The sequence below is a fragment of the Terrabacter sp. FW104-15G4B genome (assembly GCF_058790095.1).
The window spans coordinates 1-18,322 of sequence record NZ_JBYTCI010000006.1; the positions used below are offsets into that span (position 1 = coordinate 1).

At 71.6% G+C, this 18,322-nt stretch carries 22 protein-coding genes; 15 read left to right on the plus strand and 7 right to left on the minus strand.

The annotated features are described in order from the left end of the window. The first annotated feature begins 108 nt into the window (after nt 1-108). From AC3WRT_RS06755 to AC3WRT_RS06795, 9 genes are all read left to right on the plus strand, one after another. Entirely contained in the window at nt 109-1,071 is a 963-nt protein-coding gene (locus tag AC3WRT_RS06755) for an ABC transporter permease (protein ID WP_492720841.1), read from the plus strand. An 84-nt stretch (nt 1,072-1,155) separates the two neighbouring features. Next, complete coding sequence (locus AC3WRT_RS06760; RefSeq protein WP_492720672.1) at nt 1,156-2,217, plus strand: substrate-binding domain-containing protein; 1,062 nt, start codon at nt 1,156-1,158, stop codon at nt 2,215-2,217. A 97-nt stretch (nt 2,218-2,314) separates the two neighbouring features. Continuing rightward, entirely contained in the window at nt 2,315-3,547 is a 1,233-nt protein-coding gene (locus AC3WRT_RS06765; RefSeq protein WP_492720675.1) for a Gfo/Idh/MocA family protein, read from the plus strand. Between the two features lie 97 nt (nt 3,548-3,644). Beyond that, entirely contained in the window at nt 3,645-4,766 is a 1,122-nt protein-coding gene (locus AC3WRT_RS06770; protein ID WP_492720677.1) for a sugar phosphate isomerase/epimerase family protein, read from the plus strand. 189 nt (nt 4,767-4,955) lie between these two features. Then, nucleotides 4,956-5,966, plus strand: coding sequence for a sugar phosphate isomerase/epimerase family protein (locus tag AC3WRT_RS06775; protein WP_492720679.1), 1,011 nt, complete (start codon nt 4,956-4,958; stop codon nt 5,964-5,966). Nucleotides 5,967-6,001: 35 nt separating this feature from the next. Next, complete coding sequence (locus tag AC3WRT_RS06780; RefSeq protein WP_492720682.1) at nt 6,002-6,373, plus strand: VOC family protein; 372 nt, start codon at nt 6,002-6,004, stop codon at nt 6,371-6,373. A 116-nt stretch (nt 6,374-6,489) separates the two neighbouring features. Next, entirely contained in the window at nt 6,490-6,870 is a 381-nt protein-coding gene (locus AC3WRT_RS06785) for a YciI family protein (RefSeq protein WP_492720684.1), read from the plus strand. A 13-nt stretch (nt 6,871-6,883) separates the two neighbouring features. Beyond that, the gene (locus AC3WRT_RS06790; protein WP_492720842.1) at nt 6,884-8,119 is read left to right on the plus strand and encodes an RNA polymerase sigma factor; all 1,236 of its coding nucleotides are present in this window, start codon (nt 6,884-6,886) and stop codon (nt 8,117-8,119) included. A gap of 9 nt (nt 8,120-8,128) precedes the next feature. Beyond that, a complete protein-coding gene (locus AC3WRT_RS06795) occupies nt 8,129-9,079 on the plus strand; it encodes an alpha/beta fold hydrolase (protein ID WP_492720686.1) in 951 nt (316 codons plus the stop codon). Between the two features lie 8 nt (nt 9,080-9,087). Here AC3WRT_RS06795 and AC3WRT_RS06800 read toward each other — a convergent pair whose 3' ends face one another. Continuing rightward, the gene (locus tag AC3WRT_RS06800) at nt 9,088-9,609 is read right to left on the minus strand and encodes a flavodoxin family protein (RefSeq protein ID WP_492720688.1); all 522 of its coding nucleotides are present in this window, start codon (nt 9,607-9,609) and stop codon (nt 9,088-9,090) included. 134 nt (nt 9,610-9,743) lie between these two features. Between AC3WRT_RS06800 and AC3WRT_RS06805 the strand changes: the two genes are divergently transcribed. Further along, nucleotides 9,744-10,364 (plus strand): class I SAM-dependent methyltransferase, encoded by a 621-nt coding sequence (locus AC3WRT_RS06805; protein ID WP_492720692.1) that lies wholly within the window; start codon nt 9,744-9,746, stop codon nt 10,362-10,364. Here AC3WRT_RS06805 and AC3WRT_RS06810 read toward each other — a convergent pair. Beyond that, nucleotides 10,361-10,582 carry a hypothetical protein gene (locus AC3WRT_RS06810; protein ID WP_492720694.1) on the minus strand — a complete coding sequence of 74 codons (222 nt, stop codon included), beginning with the start codon at nt 10,580-10,582 and terminating at the stop codon, nt 10,361-10,363. The two genes, AC3WRT_RS06805 and AC3WRT_RS06810, sit on opposite strands and share 4 nt — an antisense overlap. Nucleotides 10,583-10,711: 129 nt before the next feature. On the opposite strand from AC3WRT_RS06810, the gene AC3WRT_RS06815 reads away from it, so the two are divergent. The 4 genes from AC3WRT_RS06815 to AC3WRT_RS06830 all read left to right on the plus strand — a co-directional run bounded on the left by AC3WRT_RS06815 (nt 10,712) and on the right by AC3WRT_RS06830 (nt 12,652). Beyond that, entirely contained in the window at nt 10,712-11,110 is a 399-nt protein-coding gene (locus AC3WRT_RS06815) for a VOC family protein (RefSeq protein ID WP_492720696.1), read from the plus strand. A gap of 23 nt (nt 11,111-11,133) precedes the next feature. Then, complete coding sequence (locus AC3WRT_RS06820; RefSeq protein WP_492720697.1) at nt 11,134-11,469, plus strand: YnfA family protein; 336 nt, start codon at nt 11,134-11,136, stop codon at nt 11,467-11,469. Nucleotides 11,470-11,544: 75 nt separating this feature from the next. Beyond that, entirely contained in the window at nt 11,545-11,805 is a 261-nt protein-coding gene (locus tag AC3WRT_RS06825; protein WP_492720699.1) for a metal-sensitive transcriptional regulator, read from the plus strand. A 61-nt stretch (nt 11,806-11,866) separates the two neighbouring features. Next, nucleotides 11,867-12,652 (plus strand): LLM class flavin-dependent oxidoreductase, encoded by a 786-nt coding sequence (locus tag AC3WRT_RS06830; protein ID WP_492720703.1) that lies wholly within the window; start codon nt 11,867-11,869, stop codon nt 12,650-12,652. A 52-nt stretch (nt 12,653-12,704) separates the two neighbouring features. Here the strand turns inward: AC3WRT_RS06830 and AC3WRT_RS06835 are convergent, their stop codons facing one another. Both AC3WRT_RS06835 and AC3WRT_RS06840 read right to left on the minus strand, forming a co-directional pair. Next, on the minus strand, nt 12,705-13,244 hold the full coding sequence (locus AC3WRT_RS06835; protein WP_492720706.1) for a hypothetical protein: 540 nt from the start codon (nt 13,242-13,244) through the stop codon (nt 12,705-12,707). Between the two features lie 289 nt (nt 13,245-13,533). After that, a complete protein-coding gene (locus tag AC3WRT_RS06840; RefSeq protein WP_492720709.1) occupies nt 13,534-14,106 on the minus strand; it encodes a DoxX family protein in 573 nt (190 codons plus the stop codon). A 184-nt stretch (nt 14,107-14,290) separates the two neighbouring features. On the opposite strand from AC3WRT_RS06840, the gene AC3WRT_RS06845 reads away from it, so the two are divergent. Next, nucleotides 14,291-14,848 carry a hemerythrin domain-containing protein gene (locus tag AC3WRT_RS06845; protein ID WP_492720712.1) on the plus strand — a complete coding sequence of 186 codons (558 nt, stop codon included), beginning with the start codon at nt 14,291-14,293 and terminating at the stop codon, nt 14,846-14,848. Between the two features lie 12 nt (nt 14,849-14,860). Here the strand turns inward: AC3WRT_RS06845 and AC3WRT_RS06850 are convergent, their stop codons facing one another. Genes AC3WRT_RS06850 through AC3WRT_RS06860 form a run of 3 tightly spaced genes read right to left on the minus strand, consistent with a single transcriptional unit; the run spans nt 14,861 to nt 18,282 of the window. Beyond that, complete coding sequence (locus AC3WRT_RS06850; protein ID WP_492720714.1) at nt 14,861-16,144, minus strand: class I SAM-dependent methyltransferase; 1,284 nt, start codon at nt 16,142-16,144, stop codon at nt 14,861-14,863. Next, complete coding sequence (locus AC3WRT_RS06855) at nt 16,141-17,619, minus strand: FAD-binding oxidoreductase (RefSeq protein WP_492720715.1); 1,479 nt, start codon at nt 17,617-17,619, stop codon at nt 16,141-16,143. The genes AC3WRT_RS06850 and AC3WRT_RS06855 overlap by 4 nt, the downstream gene beginning before the upstream one ends. 33 nt (nt 17,620-17,652) lie before the next feature. Then, nucleotides 17,653-18,282, minus strand: a complete 630-nt coding sequence (locus AC3WRT_RS06860) for a LysE family translocator (protein WP_492720716.1) — start codon at nt 18,280-18,282, stop codon at nt 17,653-17,655. Nucleotides 18,283-18,322: the final 40 nt, after the last annotated feature.

Below are 18,322 nucleotides of genomic sequence, written 5' to 3' on the forward strand. Positions count from 1 at the left end.
AAGATCCACCAGGCGGGGTAGCGGGGGGGCGGGGGCAGCGAGGCGGGGGCACCCAGCACGCCGAGCGGTCCACCGGTCGGTGGCGTCGCGGCCTCGCGGAGCAGCGGCCTGGGCAGCTTCCTCAGCGGACCGGCCGGCCGCAGCGCGGGCCTCGTGCTCGCCCTCGTGCTCCTCGTCATCGTCGGCATCGTCACCGCCGGTGACCGCTTCGCCAGCCCCGAGAACGCCCTCACCATCCTGCGCTTCGGCGCGACGATCGGTGTCGTCAGCGTCGGCATGACCTTCGTCATCTCGGGCGGCGGCATCGACCTGTCGGTCGGAGCAATCGTCGCCCTGTCCTCGGTGTGGGCCACGACCGTCGCCACCCAGACGATGGCCGCGAACTACCACTGGATCGTCATGGTCTTCGCCGCGGTCGCCGTCGGAGGCGCCTGCGGACTCGTCAACGGGGTACTCGTGGCCTACGGCCGGATCGCGCCCTTCATCGTGACCCTGGCGATGCTCGCCGCCGCCCGCGGCCTCGCCGAGCTCATCGCCAAGCGGCGCACCCAGATCGTCAGGGAGCGCGGCTTCGTCGAGTTCTTCGGCGGCAGCGTCCTCGGGGTCCCCGTCCTCGTCCTGGTCTTCGCGGTCGTCGCCGTCGTCGGCTGGGTCCTGCTCAACCGCACGACGTTCGGCCGACGCACGCTGGCCATCGGCGGCAACCCCGAGGCGGCTCGCCTCGCCGGCATCCGCGTGCAGCGGCAGACGATGTACCTCTACATCCTCCTCGGGATCGCCTGCGGCATCGCGGCGGTCATGCTCATGGCCCGCACGACGACCGGCACCTCGACCCACGGCCAGCTGTACGAGCTCGACGCCATCGCTGCCGTCGTCATCGGCGGCACCCTACTCTCCGGCGGCCGCGGCACGGTCGTCGGCACCGTCCTCGGCGTCCTGATCTTCACGACGCTGAGCAACGTGTTCACCCTGAACAACCTGGACACGTCGACGCAGGCGGTGGCCAAGGGGGCGATCATCGTCGCCGCCGTCCTGCTCCAGCAGCGGGTGTCCCGCACGCGGTCGGGCTAGCCGAGAGGCCAGGTCAGCAGCACCACCAGCACGGCACAGCACCACTCACACCGCACCACCCTCTTCGCTCACATAGGAGTCAGCGTGTCCGCATCACTCTCCCGTTCGACCAAGCGCGTCGCCGTCCTGGCGACCATCCTCAGCTCGGCGCTGGTCGCCGCGGGGTGCACCAGCAACGACCCGGCCACGACTCCCGCGGCCTCCACCCAGCAGACTGGTGCCAACGCGGCGAGCGACAACGACGCCCCCGGCAAGAAGGTCGTCATCGGCTTCTCCGGACCGGCCGCCGACCACGGCTGGCTCGCCGCGATCAACAGCTCGGCGCTCGCCGAGGCCAAGAAGTACAGCGACGTGGAGCTCAAGGCGGCGGAGGGCACCAACGACGCCAGCCTCCAGATCAGCCAGATCGAGACGTTCATCAACGACAAGGTCGACGCGATCGTCCTGCTGCCCACCGACGGCGCCGCCCTCACGGAGGTCGCGACGAAGGCGATGGACGCCGGGATCCCCGTCATCAACGTCGACCGTGAGTTCTCCAGCCCCTTCGCCGCACGCACGACCGTGCTCGGCGACAACTACGGCATGGGCGTCTCGGCCGGGACCTACGCCTGCAAGCTCGTCAAGGACAAGAAGCTCACCAACCCGGTCATCACCGAGATCGCCGGCATCGACGCCCTCCCGCTGACGCAGGACCGCAGCAAGGGCTTCGCCGACGCGCTCAAGGCGTGCAGCCAGACCGTCGACAACCGCGTCGCGGCCGAGTTCACCGTCGAGTCCGGCAACCGCCAGGCCGCCAACCTGCTCCAGGCGGCACCGAAGATCGACATCCTGTGGAACCACGACGACGACCAGGGGGTCGGCGTCATGGCTGCCCTCGACCAGGCCAACCGTCACGAGATGGCGTTCATCGGCGGCGCCGGCTCCGCCAACGCGATGCGCTGGATCAAGGAGGGCAAGATGGAGGCGACCGTCGTCTACCCGCCCACCCAGGCTGCGGACGGCATCAGGCTCGCCCGGCTCATCGCGCAGGGCAAGGGCATCAGCGACCTGGTCCAGGTCGAGGTCCCGCGTCGCGTCGTGCTCAACGCGCCCGTGGTGACCAAGGAGAACGTCGACCAGTACCTGCCCCTCGGCTTCGAGTCCTGACCGGTCGGTGCCCGCGCCGACCGAGTGGCGCGGGCGCCTCCCGCAGGAACGTCGAGACCGTCAGCGGTGCCACCCCCACGTCGGATGTGAGGACGTCATGACCACACCCAGCAAGCCCACCCTCGGGATCGGGATGATCGGCTACGCCTTCATGGGCCGCGCCCACTCCCAGGCCTGGCGCAACGCCCGCAGCTACTTCGACGTGCCGGTGACGCCGAGTCTCGTCGCGGTGGCCGGGCGCAACGAGGCGGCGGCACGCGAGACTGCCGACCGATTCGGGTGGGCCTGCGTCGAGACCGACTGGCGGCGCCTGCTCGAGCGCGACGACATCGACGTCATCGACATCTGCACGCCGGGCGATACGCATGCGGAGATCGCCGTCGCCGCGCTCGAGGCGGGCAAGCACGTGCTGTGCGAGAAGCCGCTGGCCAACTCGGTCGGGGAGGCCGAGGCGATGGTCGCGGCGGCCGCGGCCGCCAGGGGGCGTGGCGTCCGCTCGATGGTGGGGTTCACCTACCGCCGGGTGCCGGCCATCGCGTATGCGCGGCAGCTGGTCTCCGAGGGACGGCTGGGCCGGATCGTCCACGTGCGCGGGGCCTACCTGCAGGACTGGCTCGTGGACCCGCAGTCGCCGCTCACGTGGCGGCTGCAGAAGGAGCGGGCAGGTTCGGGAGCACTGGGCGACATCGGCGCCCACATCATCGACCTCGCGCAGTTCGTCACGGGCGAGCACCTCACCGGCGTCTCGGCGCTCACCGAGACGTTCGTGCGGGAGCGCCCGCTGGCCGACGCGGCGAACGTCGGCACCGGGGGGATCAGCGCCACGGCCGCGCAGAACGGCTCCGCCAGCACCGGCCCCGTGACGGTGGACGACGCGGCAGTGTTCGTCTCACGGACCAGCGGAGGGGCGCTCGCCACCTTCGAGGCGACGCGTTTCGCCAGCGGCCGCAAGAACGCGATCCGCCTGGAGGTCAACGGGACCGAGGGCTCGATCGCCTTCGACTTCGAGGACCTGAACGTGCTCCACGTCTTCGACGGGCGCGTCCCGAGCCGCGACGCGGGCTTCACCCGGGTGCTCGTCACGGAGGCCACCCACCCCTACGTGGCGTCCTGGTGGCCGCCCGGTCACCTGCTCGGCTACGAGCACGGCTTCACCCACCAGGCGGTCGACCTGCTGACCGCCATCGCCGAGGGCTCCGACCCCCGGCCTTCCTTCTCCGACGGGCTCCAGGTGCAGCGGATCCTGTCGGCGGTCGAGACGAGCGTGGAGCGGGAGGGGTCCTGGACCCCGATCGACGGGGCCCGCGCGACATCGTCGGCCACGTCCTGAACGCTGCGGACCTACACAAGACCTCGTTTGTCGGACAAGGAGATCCGGCCCGATCCGCGCGTCTCGTCTCTGTCACCCCCAGAAGGAGCAAGCTCTCATGCACGACAACGACGTCAACCCGCTCAAGCTGGCCAAGGGCCTCGGCCTCAACCGTCGGCAGTTCCTGGCCGCCTCGACCGGGATGGCAGCAGCCGCTGCCGTGACCGCCGTCGCCGGCGCCGGCGTTGCGACTGCGGCACCCTCCGCCGCCAACGGTGTGGTGGTGCCGCCCGGCAAGCGCGGCATCATCCTCTACACGGTTCGCGACGCCATCTCGCGCGACCCGTCCACCAGCCCCTACGCCTCCGGCTTCAAAGCCGTCTTCGAGGAGCTCGGCCGGATCGGTTACAAGCAGGTCGAGTTCGCCGGCTTCGGCCAGAGCGCCAACGCCCCGGGCGGCAACGTCAACAACGTCGCGGGCGCACAGCTGCTGCGCACGTGGCTCGACGACAACGGGCTCGAGGCCGAGGGCAACCACGGCTCCGTCCCCTCCGTCATCAACGACGCGACGCTCGCCTCGTTCGACGCGGCGTGCGAGGTCGCCAACATCCTCGGCATGCAGCACATCGGCACGGGCAGTGACCCGACGGGCAGTGCCTACCTGGCCGACTGGGCTGCTGCCGCGGAGCGATGGAACGTCCTGGGAGCCCGGGCCGCCTCGCACGGCCTCAAGCTGTACACGCACAACCACGACACCGCGTACAGCTTCTTGCTGGACAGCGGTCCGCTCGACGACCTCGGTCGACCGACCCGCTCGTCCGGCATCCGCCGTCTCGAGTACTTCCTGGCCAACACCGACCCGAAGTACGTCTACCTCGAGATGGACATCTACTGGGCGCACGTCGCGAAGTTCAAGCACACGGCCTACACGGCTGCCGACGGCTCGACGGTGCAGTCGGTCTTCAACCCGCTCGGCGTGGTGCAGGCCCAGCCGATCCGGTTCCCGCTCTTCCATGCCAAGGACGGCGACGCCCGCCCCGACCTGGCGAACGGCTACGAGATGGTGCCCTTCGGCACTGGCGACATCGACTACAGGTCGTTCCTGACGCAGACCGGCGCCAAGGGCTACCACAACCCGATGTACGAGCAGGACAACGCTCCCGGTGGCGTCGCCAGCCCCGGCCAGTCGCTGGAGTTCGCGAAGGTCAGCTACGACAACATGGCTGCGCTGCGCGGCTGACACGCACGTAAACACCGGGCCCCGGGGAGTGCAGATGCCGTTGCAGCGGCGCGCTCCCCGGGGACCGGCTTCGCCCGTCTCTGTCAAGAAGGACGAGCTGAATGCTACAAGCGAGGCTCGTCCGGCGGCACCGATCCCGATGCATCGGCCGACCACGCCGTACACCGACCCACGACCAGGAGACCCACGATGGCCCGACCGATCACGCTCTTCACCGGACAGTGGGCAGACCTGCCCTTCGAGCAGGTGTGCAAGCTCGCTGGGGAGTGGGGCTACGACGGCCTCGAGCTCGCCTGCTGGGGCGACCACTTCGAGGTCGACCGGGCCCTGAACGAGGAGGGCTACGTCGACTCCCGTCACGAGATCCTGCAGCGCCACGGCCTCAAGGTCTGGGCCGTCTCGAACCACCTCGTCGGCCAGGCCGTCTGCGACGACCCCATCGACCAGCGTCACCAGGACATCCTGCCGGCAGCGGTCTGGGGTGACGGCGACCCCGAGGGCGTGCGCCAGCGGGCCGCCGCGCGGATGGCCGACACGGCCCGCGCCGCCGCCAAGCTCGGCGTCGACACGGTCATCGGCTTCACCGGCTCGGCGATCTGGAAGTACGTCGCGATGTTCCCGCCGGTCGGGGACGACGTCATCCAGGAGGGCTACGCCGACTTCGCCCGCCGGTGGAACCCGATCCTCGACGTCTTCGACGAGGTCGGCGTGAAGTTCGCCCACGAGGTGCACCCGAGCGAGATCGCCTACGACTACTGGAGCACCGTCGCCACGCTCGAGGCGATCGGTCACCGCGAGGCGTTCGGCCTCAACTGGGACCCGAGCCACATGGTGTGGCAGGACCTCGACCCGGCGGGCTTCATCTGGGACTTCAGGGACCGGATCTACCACGTCGACTGCAAGGACACCCGCAAGCGAACCGGCAACGGCCGCAACGGTCGTCTGGGCTCGCACCTGCCGTGGGGCGACCCGCGCCGCGGCTGGGACTTCGTCTCCACCGGGCACGGCGACGTGCCGTGGGAGGACTGCTTCCGCACCCTCAACGCGATCGGCTACGACGGCCCCATCTCGATCGAGTGGGAGGACGCCGGCATGGACCGCCTCGTCGGGGCGCCCGGAGCGCTGGATTTCGTGCGAGCCCTCAACTTCGACAAGCCGGAGGCGGCGTTCGATGCCGCCTTCAGCAGCTCCAAGGACTGACGCGCGCGGGGCCCCGGCGGGTCTACCGTCGGGGCATGGGACTCGTCCAGATCGCCCAGCACGCCGACGACCTCGGCCGGGCCACCGCCTTCTACCGTGACCTGCTCGGAGCCGAACCGCTCGCGACGTTCGACCCGCCGGGCCTCGTCTTCTTCGACGTGGGCGGCGTCCGGCTGCTGCTCGACCAGGGTGCGCCGAGCGCGCTGCACTACCTGCGGGTCGACGACCTCGACGCCACCGTCGAGCGGCTGAGGGCGAGCGAGGTCGAGGTGCGCAGCGAGCCGCGCGTCATCTTCGGCCACGACGACGACACGCTCGGGCCGGCCGGGACCGACGAGTGGATGGCCTTCGTCGTCGACTCCGAGGGCAACCTCGTCGGCCTCGTCGAGCAGCGGCCCCGTGGTTAGCGCCGGATCCGCCCCGACGGACTGTCGATCCCTGCAGCGCCCGTTCGTGTAGGGGGTGAAGGGCGCACGGAGGGTGCGCCCGGGACAGCCGGCCCGGCCGGCAGGAGGAGACCACCATGAAGACGTACCTGATCAGCCTGTTCTCGCCCGACGGCCCGCCGCCCGAGGACCTCGACCTCTCGCGCGTCATGGCCGACCTCGAGGTCGTCAACGCCGACATCCGCGCGGCGGGCGGCTGGGTCTTCGCCGGCGGCCTCGCCGACCAGGGCAGCGCCACGACGATCCGCAAGAGCGACGCGGTCGCCGATGCGGTGCTCACCGACGGGCCGTTCATCGAGGCGAAGGAGCACCTCGGGGGCCTGTCGATCGTCCGTTCCGACGACTACGACTCGGTGCTCGGCTGGGCCGAGCGGATCGCCGGCGCGACCGGCCTGCCCGTCGAGGTGCGCCCGTTCCAGGGTGACGACGAGCCCGGCCAGGCGCCGACCGACCGGTGACGGCACGGACGACATGACGGTCTCGGGCGCGGACATCGCGCGCGTCTTCCGTGCCGAGCACGGCCGCGCCGTGTCCGTGCTCATCCGGACTCTGGGCGACGTGGACCTGGCCGAGGACGCCGTGCAGGACGCCTTCACCGTCGCCGTCGAGCGCTGGCCCCGGGAAGGTATGCCGCCCAGTCCGTCCGGCTGGATCATCACGACCGCTCGTCGCCGGGCGATCGACCGGCTGCGCCGGGAGTCGACGAGGCAGGCGCGGCACGCGGAGGCGATGCTGCTGCACTCGCCGGAGGAGGCGAAGGAGGGAGGACCGGTGCAGGACGACCGCCTGCGGCTGATCTTCACCTGCTGCCACCCGGCCCTGTCCAGGGAGGCGCAGGTGGCACTGACCCTGCGGCTGCTCGGCGGCCTGACGACGCCGGAGATCGCCCGCGCCTTCCTCGTGCCGGAGACCACGATGGCCCAGCGCCTGGTACGGGCCAAGAGCAAGATCCGCACTGCCGGTATCCCCTACCGCGTCCCGCGTGACGAGGACCTCCCCGCGCGGCTCGCATCGGTGCTCGCTGTGCTCTACCTCGTCTTCACCGAGGGGCACACGGCAAGTGCCGGCGACGACCTGGGCCGACCGGACCTGGCCGCCGAGGCGATCCGGCTCGGTCGGGTGCTCGTCGAGCTGATGCCCGACGAGCCGGAGGCGCTGGGCCTGCTGGCGCTCATGCTCCTGACCGAGGCGAGGCGCCCGGCCCGCACCGATGCGTCGGGTGCGCTCGTGGTGCTCGCGGGCCAGGACCGCTCGGCCTGGGACGCCGGCCTCCTCACCGAGGGGCACGCGCTCGTACGCCGGTGCCTGCGTCGGGGCGCTCCCGGCCCCTACCAGCTCCAGGCGGCCATCAACGCCGTGCACACCGACGCGGCAGACGCCGCGCACACCGACTGGGGCCAGGTCGTGGCCCTCTACGACCACCTGCTGCGGTTCGCACCGACCGACGTCGTGCGGCTCAACCGGGCGGTCGCCGTGGCGGAGGTGGACGGCCCCGGCCCCGCGCTCCGGCTGCTCGACGGCCTCGAGCTCGACCGCTACCCCGCGTTCCACGCGGTGCGGGCAGAGCTGCTCGGTCGCCTCGGGCGGTGGCCGGAGGCGGCCGTCGAGTGGGAGCGTGCCGCCGCGCTCAGCGACAACCTGCGCGAGTCGGACCACCTGCGCGGACGTGCGCTGGAGGCGGCGGCCCACCCCGGTGACCGGCGGTAGCCTGCGGTCATGAGGAGCCTTCCCGACGCCGTGCCGCTCCACCTCGCGTCCCGCTGGGGCGGCGTCGGGGGCACCATCGACCTCGAGGGCCCCGTGCACTGGGTGGACTTCGGCGGGCCCAAGGACCCCCAGGAGGCCGAGGGGCCGCCCGTCGTCCTCGTCCACGGGCTCGGTGGCTCGCACCTCAACTGGGTCGGCGTCGCCCCTACGCTCAACCGCCGGCACCGGGTCGTCGCGATCGACCTGCCCGGTTTCGGGCTGACGCCGGCGCTCGGCCGTGACACGAGCGTCAACCACAACGCCGCGCTGCTCAGCCGCTTCATCCACCAGGTCCTCGGAGCTCCGGTCGTGCTCGTCGGCAACTCGATGGGCGGCATGGTGAGCCTCCTGCTCGCAGACCGCCGGCCGGAGCAGGTCGTGGGGCTGGCCCTCGTCGACCCGGCCCTTCCCAACCCCGGCGCCCGGATGGACCCCCAGGTCGCCGCGACCTTCGCCATGTATGCCGTCCCCCGCGTCGGCGAGCTGGTGCTGACCCAGTACAACGCGCGTTTCGACGACCGGCAGCGGGTGCTCGGGACCGTGGCGCTGTGCTTCGCCGACCCGTCACGCGCCGACCCCGACGTGATCGAGGCCGGGGTCGAGCTCGCGGCGTGGCGCCGTTCGCTGCCCGACCCCGAGGGTGAGTTCCTCGGAGCCGCCCGCTCGCTGCTGCGGGTGCTTCGCGGCCGGCGTGCGTACGACCGGGTCATCCGCGACGTCGACCGCCCGGTCCTGCTCATCCACGGCACGCGCGACCGCCTCGTGCCGGTGTCGGCCGCACGACGTGCCGCACGGCTCAACCCGGCGTGGCAGACGGCATACCTCGAGGACGTCGGTCACACTCCGCAGCTCGAGGACCCCGACGCCGTGATCGCCCACCTCCAGCCGTGGCTGGAGTCGCTGGGTCGGACGGCTGGCTGAGGAAGCTGTCAGGCGACGCCGTGCGCCATTCGGGCTGTGAGCTTCTCGCCCCACGCCCGGGCACGGTCGAGCTCGCCGTCCGCGACCGGCCCGGAGGTGCCCTCGACCCAGAACGTCTCGCCGCGTTCCGCCCGGCGGAAACCGTGATGCCGCAAGGACTTCGCGGCTGCGTTGGCTGCTGATCCCGGGACGAGCCTGACGTGGATCCGGGTGTCGAAGGTGACGACCGGCAGCTCGGGGCGCGGGCTCACGGTCTCGATCCACTCGCGCACTCCCTCGCGCGCCCCGGCGCCACCCTGGGTCACCGCGTCCTCCCGCGTCTTCGGCCGGGTCATCCCGAGCGCGTGGGTGGGACCGCCGACGAGGAGCAGCTCGACCTCGTCGTCGAGCGCAGTGGGTGCGTCGTCGACGTGGACGACGCGGACCCCGCCGTCACCCGGCGTTCTGCCGTGCCGCAGTCCGTCGGCGATGGCGTCGGCGATCTCGTGGGTGTTGCCGAAGAGGGACTCGTGGACGATGAGGACGCTCATGGTGAATGCCTTTCCGCACTCCACGCTACGCATCGCCGGGCGGTACGCCCGGGAATCGTGACGGACGAGACCCCTCGCGCCACAATGGGATCGGCGGCGCCACCCGGCGAGCCACCGACGACGAGGAGACGATCGTGGACGCCAGGTCCTGGGATGAGCGGTATGCCGCGATCGACCTCGTCTGGTCCGTCGAGCCCAACCGCTTCGTGGCGGAGATCATCGGCCCGCTGACGCCGGGTCACGCGATCGACCTGGCGGCAGGCGAGGGCCGCAACGCGATCTGGATGGTCGAGCAGGGGTGGACCGTCGTCGCCTCGGACTACTCGGAGGTGGCGGTCGGCCGGATGCGCTCGCTGGCCACCGACCGGCTCGGCGACCGCGCCGGCCGGCTGACGGCGCTGGTCGCCGACGCCACGCAGCCCGCGCCGGGCGGCCCGGCGGCATACGACCTCGCGCTGCTGTGCTACCTCCAGCTGCCCGCCGACGAGTGGCGCCAGGCGTTGCGGGCGGCGGTCGAGGCCGTGCGGCCCGGGGGGCGTGTCGTCGTGGTGGGCCACGCCGGCCGCAACCTCACGCAGGGATGGGGCGGCCCGCAGGACCCGGCCGTGCTCTACGACCCCGACGAGGTGCTCGCCGCCGTCGAGGGGCTGCCTGCCGTCGAGGAGCAGTCCGGCATCCGGGAGCGTCCCGTCGAGACGGACGACGGTGAGCGTGTCGCGCTCGACACCGTCGTCGTGCTGCGTCGCGAGGGCTAGCGCCGACCGTACTTCTTGTGCACCGCCTGGCGGCTGACGCCGAGCTGCTCCGCGATCTCGACCCACGCGAGGCCGCTGTTGCGGGCGCGGCGCACGACGGCGGCCTCCGTGCGGTCGGCCGCCCGCCGCAGCTCCCGCGCCGCGGCGAGGGCTGCGCGGGGGTCGTCGTCACCCGTGGCGCGAGCGAGCTCCAGAATGTCGTCGACCTCTCTCGTCACTCCGGTCCGCCGTCCGTTTGTCAACTCGTGTTGACAGCGTATGCCGGGTGCTCGCGCTCGTCAACGCGTGTTGACACGCCGGGACGTAAAGGAGTGGTTCGGTGAACGGGCGCGCTGCAGGATGGCCGCATGGCACTCGCGCTCTCGCACACGACCGTCAACGCCCTCGACGCCTACGCGCAGTCCGTCTGGTGGGCCGACCTCCTCGGCTACCACGAGGACCCAACGGACCCCAACGAGCCGGGGCACGAGGAGTGCATGATCTTCTCGCCCGACCAGTCGCACCGGCTGCTCTTCATCGAGGTGGAGGACGTGAAGCAGGGGCGCAACCGCCTCCACCTCGACCTGCGCCCCACCGACCGCCCCCGCGACGAGGAGGTCGCGCGCGTCACCGGGCTCGGTGCGACGGTCGTGCAGGACTGCCGCACCGACGACGGCCGCGGCTGGGTCGTGCTGGCCGACCGCGAGGGCAACGAGTTCTGCATCCTGCGCAGCGACGAGGAGCGGCGCGCGGCGGGGGACCTCTGAGCCCGAGTGCGAGGATGGCGCGCGTGACCGTCACTCGCTCGATCGCGCTGTTCGTGCTCGCCGCCATCGCCGAGATCGGGGGCGCCTGGCTGATCTGGCAGGGGGTGCGCGAGCATCGCGGCTGGATCTGGGCCGGAGCCGGCGTCGTGGCCCTGGGCCTCTACGGCTTCGTCACGACCCTCCAGCCCGATGCGCACTTCGGGCGCATCCTCGCCGCCTACGGTGGCGTCTTCGTCGCGGGGTCGCTGGTGTGGGGCATGGTCGCCGACGGCTTCCGCCCCGACCGCTGGGACGTCGCGGGCGCGGCCGTGTGCCTCGTCGGCGTCGCGCTCATCATGTACGCGCCCCGTTCGGGCTGAGCGGTCTGCGTGACGGCGTGGACGCATACGGCCGGGGGTATATTGGTGGTTTAAGCAACCACCTGGGAGGACGCCGTGGAGCTCGACCTCGACGAGATGCAGGCGGTCATCCGCCGCCTCAACCGCGCCCGCGGCCAGATCGGCGGCATCGTCAAGATGATCGAGGAGGGGCGCGACTGCAAGGACATCGTCACGCAGCTCGCCGCCGTCTCCAAGGCGCTCGACCGGGCCGGCTTCGCCGTCATCGCGACCGGTCTGCGTACGTGCCTGAAGAACCCGGACGGCGAGGAGATGGACGTCGCCCAGCTGGAGAAGCTCTTCCTCTCGCTGGCCTGACGGCTCCCTGACCTGAGGAGCCTCAGTCACATTCGAGCGCGGGGTCGGCATGATCAGGGTCATGACCACGCGCCGCGGGCTCTTCGTCGCCCCCTTCGACTCCCTCGCCGACCCTCGGGTGGTCGGCGACCTGGCCGCCACGGCCGAGGCTGCCGGCTGGGACGGCTTCTTCGTCTGGGACCACCTGCAGTACGGCGAGCGGGTCACCGCGATCGCCGACGTGTGGACCTGCTGCGCGGCCGTCGCACTCCGGACCGAGCGGATGCTCTTCGGGCCGATGGTGACGCCGTTGGCGCGGCGCCGGCCGCAGGTGCTGGCACAACAGGCTGCGAGCCTGGCGGTGCTCTCGGGTGGCCGGTTCGTTCTCGGCCTGGGGCTGGGCGACGACTGGGTGGGGGAGTTCAGCTCCTTCGGCGACGAGCCCGACCCGCGGGCGCGCGCCCGCATGCTCGACGAGGGTCTGGACCTCCTCACCGCCCTGCTGTCCGGTGAGCAGGTGAGTCACGACGGAGCGCGCTACACAGCCCGCGACGTCCGCATGCGGCCGGCACCCGAGGTGCCGATCTGGCTGGCCGGGCGCTTCGGCAACCGCGCGCCCGTGCGCCGGGCCGCGAGGTACGACGGCTTCTTCGTCATCGGCCTGGACCGGCCCGACGACCTCGAGGTCGTGACCGCCGACCTGGCCCGGCACGACCCGGCGCCGGGATTCGAGGTGGTGATGGACCTGCGGCCGGAGCAGGACCCCGCGCCCTGGCTCGACAGCGGCGCTTCGTGGGTGCTGACCCGGATCGGTCCCTTCGACCTCGACCTCGCCGAGGTCCGACAGATCGTCGAGGCAGGCCCCTGAGCCGGTAGCTTCCGTTGACGGCGGCGTCGAAGGGGCAGCGTGTCCTCCGCCCTCACGAACGGGTGGGGTCGACCTGCCGGTCCGTCTCGAGCCCGCACCCGTCGAACGTCGACGTCGCTGCGGTGTCGAGGGTCGCGACGTAGACGACCCACCTGCCGTCGTGCTGGGCCGCCAGCCGACAGGACGCGGGCCAGCCCTGAACGGCGAACACCGGGGACTGCGCGGGGAGGTAGCCGGCCGAGTGCTCGGTGGGCTCCGGCAGCTCCACCTGCGTGCGCGCGTTGAGGGTGGAGAAGGTGCAGGTCACGCGAAACAGCTCCGGCCCGAGCTGCCCCGGCGTCACGGTGGTCGAGACCCTGGGGGCGTCCACCAGGGCCGAGTACGTGACGCCGCCGTGCACCACGAAGTCCGTGAAGTCGATGACGACGTGCCGGCTCGCCTCGAGCGCCACAGGAGGGCATCCGGGCACCACCGTCGTCGTGGACGCCCGTGGCTGGGCCGCGGTCCTGGCCGGCTGGACGCACCCGGAGAGCAGGCCGGCAGCGCCGAGCATGGCGGCACCGGCTGCTACCAGCTGACCCATGTGGCTCACGACGGCAACGTATGGCGGCGCCGCCGCGCAGCGGGGACTTGCACACTGGATGACACCGCATCGTGACGTGGAGACCTCCTCCCGCGACACGTGCTGGTCGGGACGGAGTCCTGGGTCTCGCACCGGCGCCGCAGGCTGCAGGCCGACGGCGCCCCTCGGTCCCGGGGTGCGACGGTACGCCCGACACCGCATGCCGGTCGGCGCCTCGCGGGAGGAGCGTGCAGTGAGCGGCCGATCCAGGTGTGGGCCGGGTCAGCCCGGGTGTGGCGTCGGTCGGCCTCAGTGGGTTTCAGTCGACTGCGGTGACCGGATCCCCAGGTGTGTCGCCCGCGGCCGCCTGGGCAACCGGGTCGGTGGGCGACGGTGTCGCTCCCGAGGAGCCGTGCCGGCCCAGGGTCACGGCGGCTGCCGAGGCGGCAACGCCCGCCGCGAGTCCGCCCAGGGCCCAGCCCGGTCCCCACGTCTGGCGCCCGAGCCGAGAATCGACCGAGACGTCACCGGGACCGGCGTCGATGAGTGCGGTCAAGGCGGCGATGAGGACGGCGTTGTACTCCCAGCCGCCCTGCGCGACCCAGGGCCCGTTCGGCTTGTGGACCTTGTAGATCGCCGTGGCCATGGTGCCGATCAGGCTCGCGGCCGCTGCCGGAGTAGCTGCGCCGAGCACGACCAGAGCGCCGCCCGCGGTCTCGCTGATGCCGGCGGCGAGGGCGTTGGCGCGCGTTGGCCGCATGTCGAGCGCGCCCATCATCTGCTCGGTCCCCTCGAGGCCCGGCCCGCCGAACCAGCCGAACAGCTTCTGGGTCCCGTGCCCGACGAAGAGTCCACCGATCACCGCGCGCGCGGCAAGTCTTCCGATGTCCATGAGACCTCCTCCACGTTGGATGGTGAAGGCGTACCCACCGGGAGAAGCCGGCAACGTCGCCGATCCACGGTTGTTTCCCGGCGGGGGCAAGGACCAGCCACGTGTCCAAGGGGAAATCTTCAGCAGCCCTGGTCTGGACGAACGGGGCGAGCAGGGCGACCATGGAGGGCACGGAGGTCGCGCCATGAACGTCCAGCCGAATGCCGCCATCCCGGTGGCTGTCGCCATCCCGCCCCTGCTCGTGGAGGGTGCGGTCGACGCCCACGGGTTCGATCGCGGCCGGGTCGAGACGGCTGTCGACCTCGCCGTCCACCTCGAGCGCGTCCGCCGCCACCGCTCCGAGCTGCGCGAGTCCGTCGCAGCGGTGGATCTCGCGCTGGAGGCGCCGATCGCACGCGGCGGCGCCTGGCGCGAGCGGGTCCGTGCGGCTCTCGCCGAGCTGGCCCACGACTTCGACGAGCACATCGCGCTGACCGAGAGCCCGGGCGGCATCTACGACCGCGCGCGGCGCAGCGCCCCGCGGCTCTCGGGCCGCGTCGAGCGGCTGCTGCGCGAGCACCGCGATCTGCGCGCGGCGATCCACGGCTACCTCGTCGTGCTCGAGCACGGCGGCACGCTGGCTGACCTGCCGGTCTTCCGCGAGGAGCTGACCGCACTCGTCGGCCGGCTGGTCCGGCACCGGCAGAGAGGCGGCGACCTCGTCTACGAGGCGTACGACGTCGACCTCGGCGGGTCTGACTGACCCGCGGCTGGCTCAGGCGTCGGCCGGCTCGAACCTGGGCCGCAGCGGGAAGCCGGACACCCCTTCGCGGCTCGTTCGCGACGCCAGGACCTGGTGCAGCTGGATCTCGTTGCGCTCGAAGGCAAGTCGGGATCCGGCGAGGTAGAGACCCCAGACCCGGGCGCGACCTAGACCGGCGAGCTCGACGCAGTCGTCCCAGCTCTTGGCGAGGTTGGCGTTCCAGGCCGCGCAGGTGCGGGCGTAGTGCTCGCGGAGGTTCTCGTGGTGGCGCACCTCGAAGCCCTCGTCCTCCATCACCCGCACGATGTCGCCGCTGCCGGTCAGCTCGCCGTCGGGGAAGACGTAGCGGTTGATGAACCCGCGCGCCGGCAGGCCGGCGTGCTGGTTGTCGGGACGGGTGATGCAGTGGTTGAGCAGGCGCCCCTCGTCGCGGAGGCGCTCGCGCAGGAACCGGAAGTATGCCGGGTAGTTCTTGACGCCGATGTGCTCGGTCAGGCCGATGGAGCTGATGGCGTCGAAGCCTCGCTCGGTGACGTCGCGGTAGTCGCCGTGGCGCACCTCGGCGCGGTCCCCGATGCCGTCGGCCTCGATCGCGGCCTGCCCCCACGCGGCCTGCTCGCGCGACAGGGTGACGCCGAGCGCGGTGACGCCGTAGTGCTTGACGGCGTGGCGCACCATGCCGCCCCAGCCGCAGCCGACGTCGAGCAGCCGCATGCCCGACTTCAGGCCGAGCTTCTGGGCGACGAGGTCGTACTTGTACGCCTGGGCCTCCTCGAGCGAGGCCTCGTCGGTGGGGAAGCAGGCGCACGTGTAGGTCATCGACGGACCCAACACGTTCTCGTAGAACGTGTTGGACACGTCGTAGTGGTGGCTGATCGCCGCGGCGTCGCGCGCCCGCCCGTGGCGCAGGCCGTGCGCCATCCGCCTGAGCGGGCTCGGCGTCTCCTCCGGGGGCAGGGCCGGCGGGTGCAGCCTGTGGTGGGCCAGGAACCGGGCCAGCTCGGCGGCGTCGCGCCCCCGGGGCCGGCGCGGTGTCAGCCCGTCGCTGAAGACGCGGAGCACCTCGTAGGGGTCGGCCTCGTCCATCCCGTCGATGACGAGGTCGCCGTGCAGGTACGCGCGAGCCAGCCCGAGGTCACCGGGCGCCGCCAGGACGTGGTTGAGCGCGTCCGGGCTGGTCAGCCGGATCACGAGCCCGTCAGGGCTGCCGCCCTCCGAGCCGTCCCAAGCCACCACCCGCACGGGTGCGTGGGGGCCGAACACGCAGTCGAACGCCTGTCCCACGGTCATCGTCATCGAGCCTGCACCGCCTTCTCGTAGAGGGACGGGAACCGTCCCCTCGGGTCGTACCTGCCTTTGACGGGGGCGTATGCCGTGCCGCCGTAGAGGGCGGCGAAGGTGGCCTCGTCGTAGTAGGCGTCGGAGTAGAGGGACTTGTGGCCGCCGAGGCGGGTGACCTCCGCCTCGACACGGCGGTTGACGTCGCCGTCCTGCGCGCCTGGCGCGACGGGGACGGTCGACCAGAAGCCGACGTTGACGTAGCGCTCGTCGATTCTCATCGGATAGAGGGGCCACGGGGGTGCGGCCCCGTCCTGCTCTTCGCGTGGTCCCACCGGGTCCGTGTACCCACTGCCGCGCAGCTGGATCGGGCACAGCCAGACCGGCTCGATGGGCACCTCCCGCAGGAACCAGTCGACGAACTCGGCCGTCCGGTCGAGTGGGATCTCCACGTCCTGCACGACGCGCTCACGGTCGGGCAGGCCACGGAGCCGGTCGATCCGGGCCATGACCCGGTGCCGGTTCTCGAAGGCGACGATCTTCCAGTAGACGTCGCTGCGCAGCAGGTGTCTGGGCCAGAGGCGGCGGACCGTCGGGTTCTGGGCGCCGAAGGCGCGGCTGCACCAGAACCAGTCGGTGTCCCACCTCCACAGGTAGTCGTGGGCCGTCAGCACGTCGGTGCGTCGCTGCTGGATGGAGCGGTAGAAGACCTGGTCGCCGGTGTAGTCGCTGGGGCGGGCCTGGTCCTCGAGGTGGTCGGTCCAGCGTCCCAGGGTGACGTATGCCTCGGTCGGGCCGAAGACGACGCCGTCGACGAAGTCCACCCGGTCGCTGTCCCACGTCTGCGAGCCCATCACGTCGCCCACGGCGTCGGTCAGGGCAGTAACCGAGTCGAAGCGCACGTGGCGCAGCGCCACGTACGGCCGGGCCGGCTCGAGCTCGATGACGAGGTCGAGGGCGTAGCCGAGCGAGCCGTAGGAGTTGGGGAAGGTCCGGAAGAGGTCGGCGTGCTCGCCGTCGGGCGTCGCGGTCACGATGTCGCCGTTGCCGGTCAGGATCCGCATCTCGAGGACCGACTCGTGGGGCAGGCCGTTGCGGAACGACGCGGCCTCGATGCCGAGCCCGGTCACCGCCCCACCGATCGTGATGGTCCGCAGCTGCGGCACGACGAGCGGCACGTAGCCGTGCGGCAGCAGCTCGTCGACGAGCTGCTCGTAGGTCGTCAGCCCGCCCACCAGCGCGCTCGCGGGGCCGCCGTCGACGCCCGGACGGACCTGGATGACGCCCCGGAGCGCCGACAGGTCCAGACGTGGCGCATCGGTGGCACTACGGGTGCGGAAGAGGTTCGAGGTGCGCTTGGCCAGCCGCACCGGGAGGTCGGGCGGCAGGGCGGCATACGCCTGCTTCACCCGCTCGAGCGCTTGCTCGTGCTCGCGGAGCCGTTGAGGGGTCTCGGGCCGATCCGCCGGAGCCGTCACCTGAGGCGATGCCACCATCGCAGTCAAACAGATCTCGTCAGCACGCGGCTACTCATTGGCCAGCATCGTCGCGCCGAGGCCGACCATCATGACGCCTCCGGTGGCCCCGAGGGCGTCGAGCCGGGCGGGCTTGCGCGCGAACCACTCGCGCGCCCGAGCCGCCAGCAGGGCCCACATGCTGTCGCTGCAGACCGCCATCACGCCGAAGACGCCGCCGAGCAGGGCCATCTGGGCACCGACGTGCCCAGCGCGGCCGTCGACGAACTGCGGAAGGAAGGCCACGAAGAAGAGGATCGTCTTGGGGTTGGTGAGGCCGACGACGAAGCCGACGCGCAGGGCGTGGCCCCGCCGCGCCGAGACCTGCCGCTCCAGCGCCTCTCGCGCCTCGCGCCGGTGACGGATCGCCTGGATGCCGAGCCAGATCACGTATGCCGCGCCGGCGAGCTTGATGACCGTGTAGGCGGTGATGCTCGTGGCGACCACTGCGCCGAGCCCAACGGCGACGAGGACCGCCTGGGCGGTGACGCCGATGGCGTTGCCGACGACTGAGAGCAGCGCCGCGCGCCGGCCGACGGTGAGGGCCCGGCCGATGGTGAAGAGCAGGCTGGGGCCCGGGACCTGGATGAAGAGGATCGACGCGACGAGGAACGCGACCCATTGGCTGGATGACGGCACCATCGCAGTGTGCTCCCGGCCCCGCTCAAAAGGCAGGCGTATT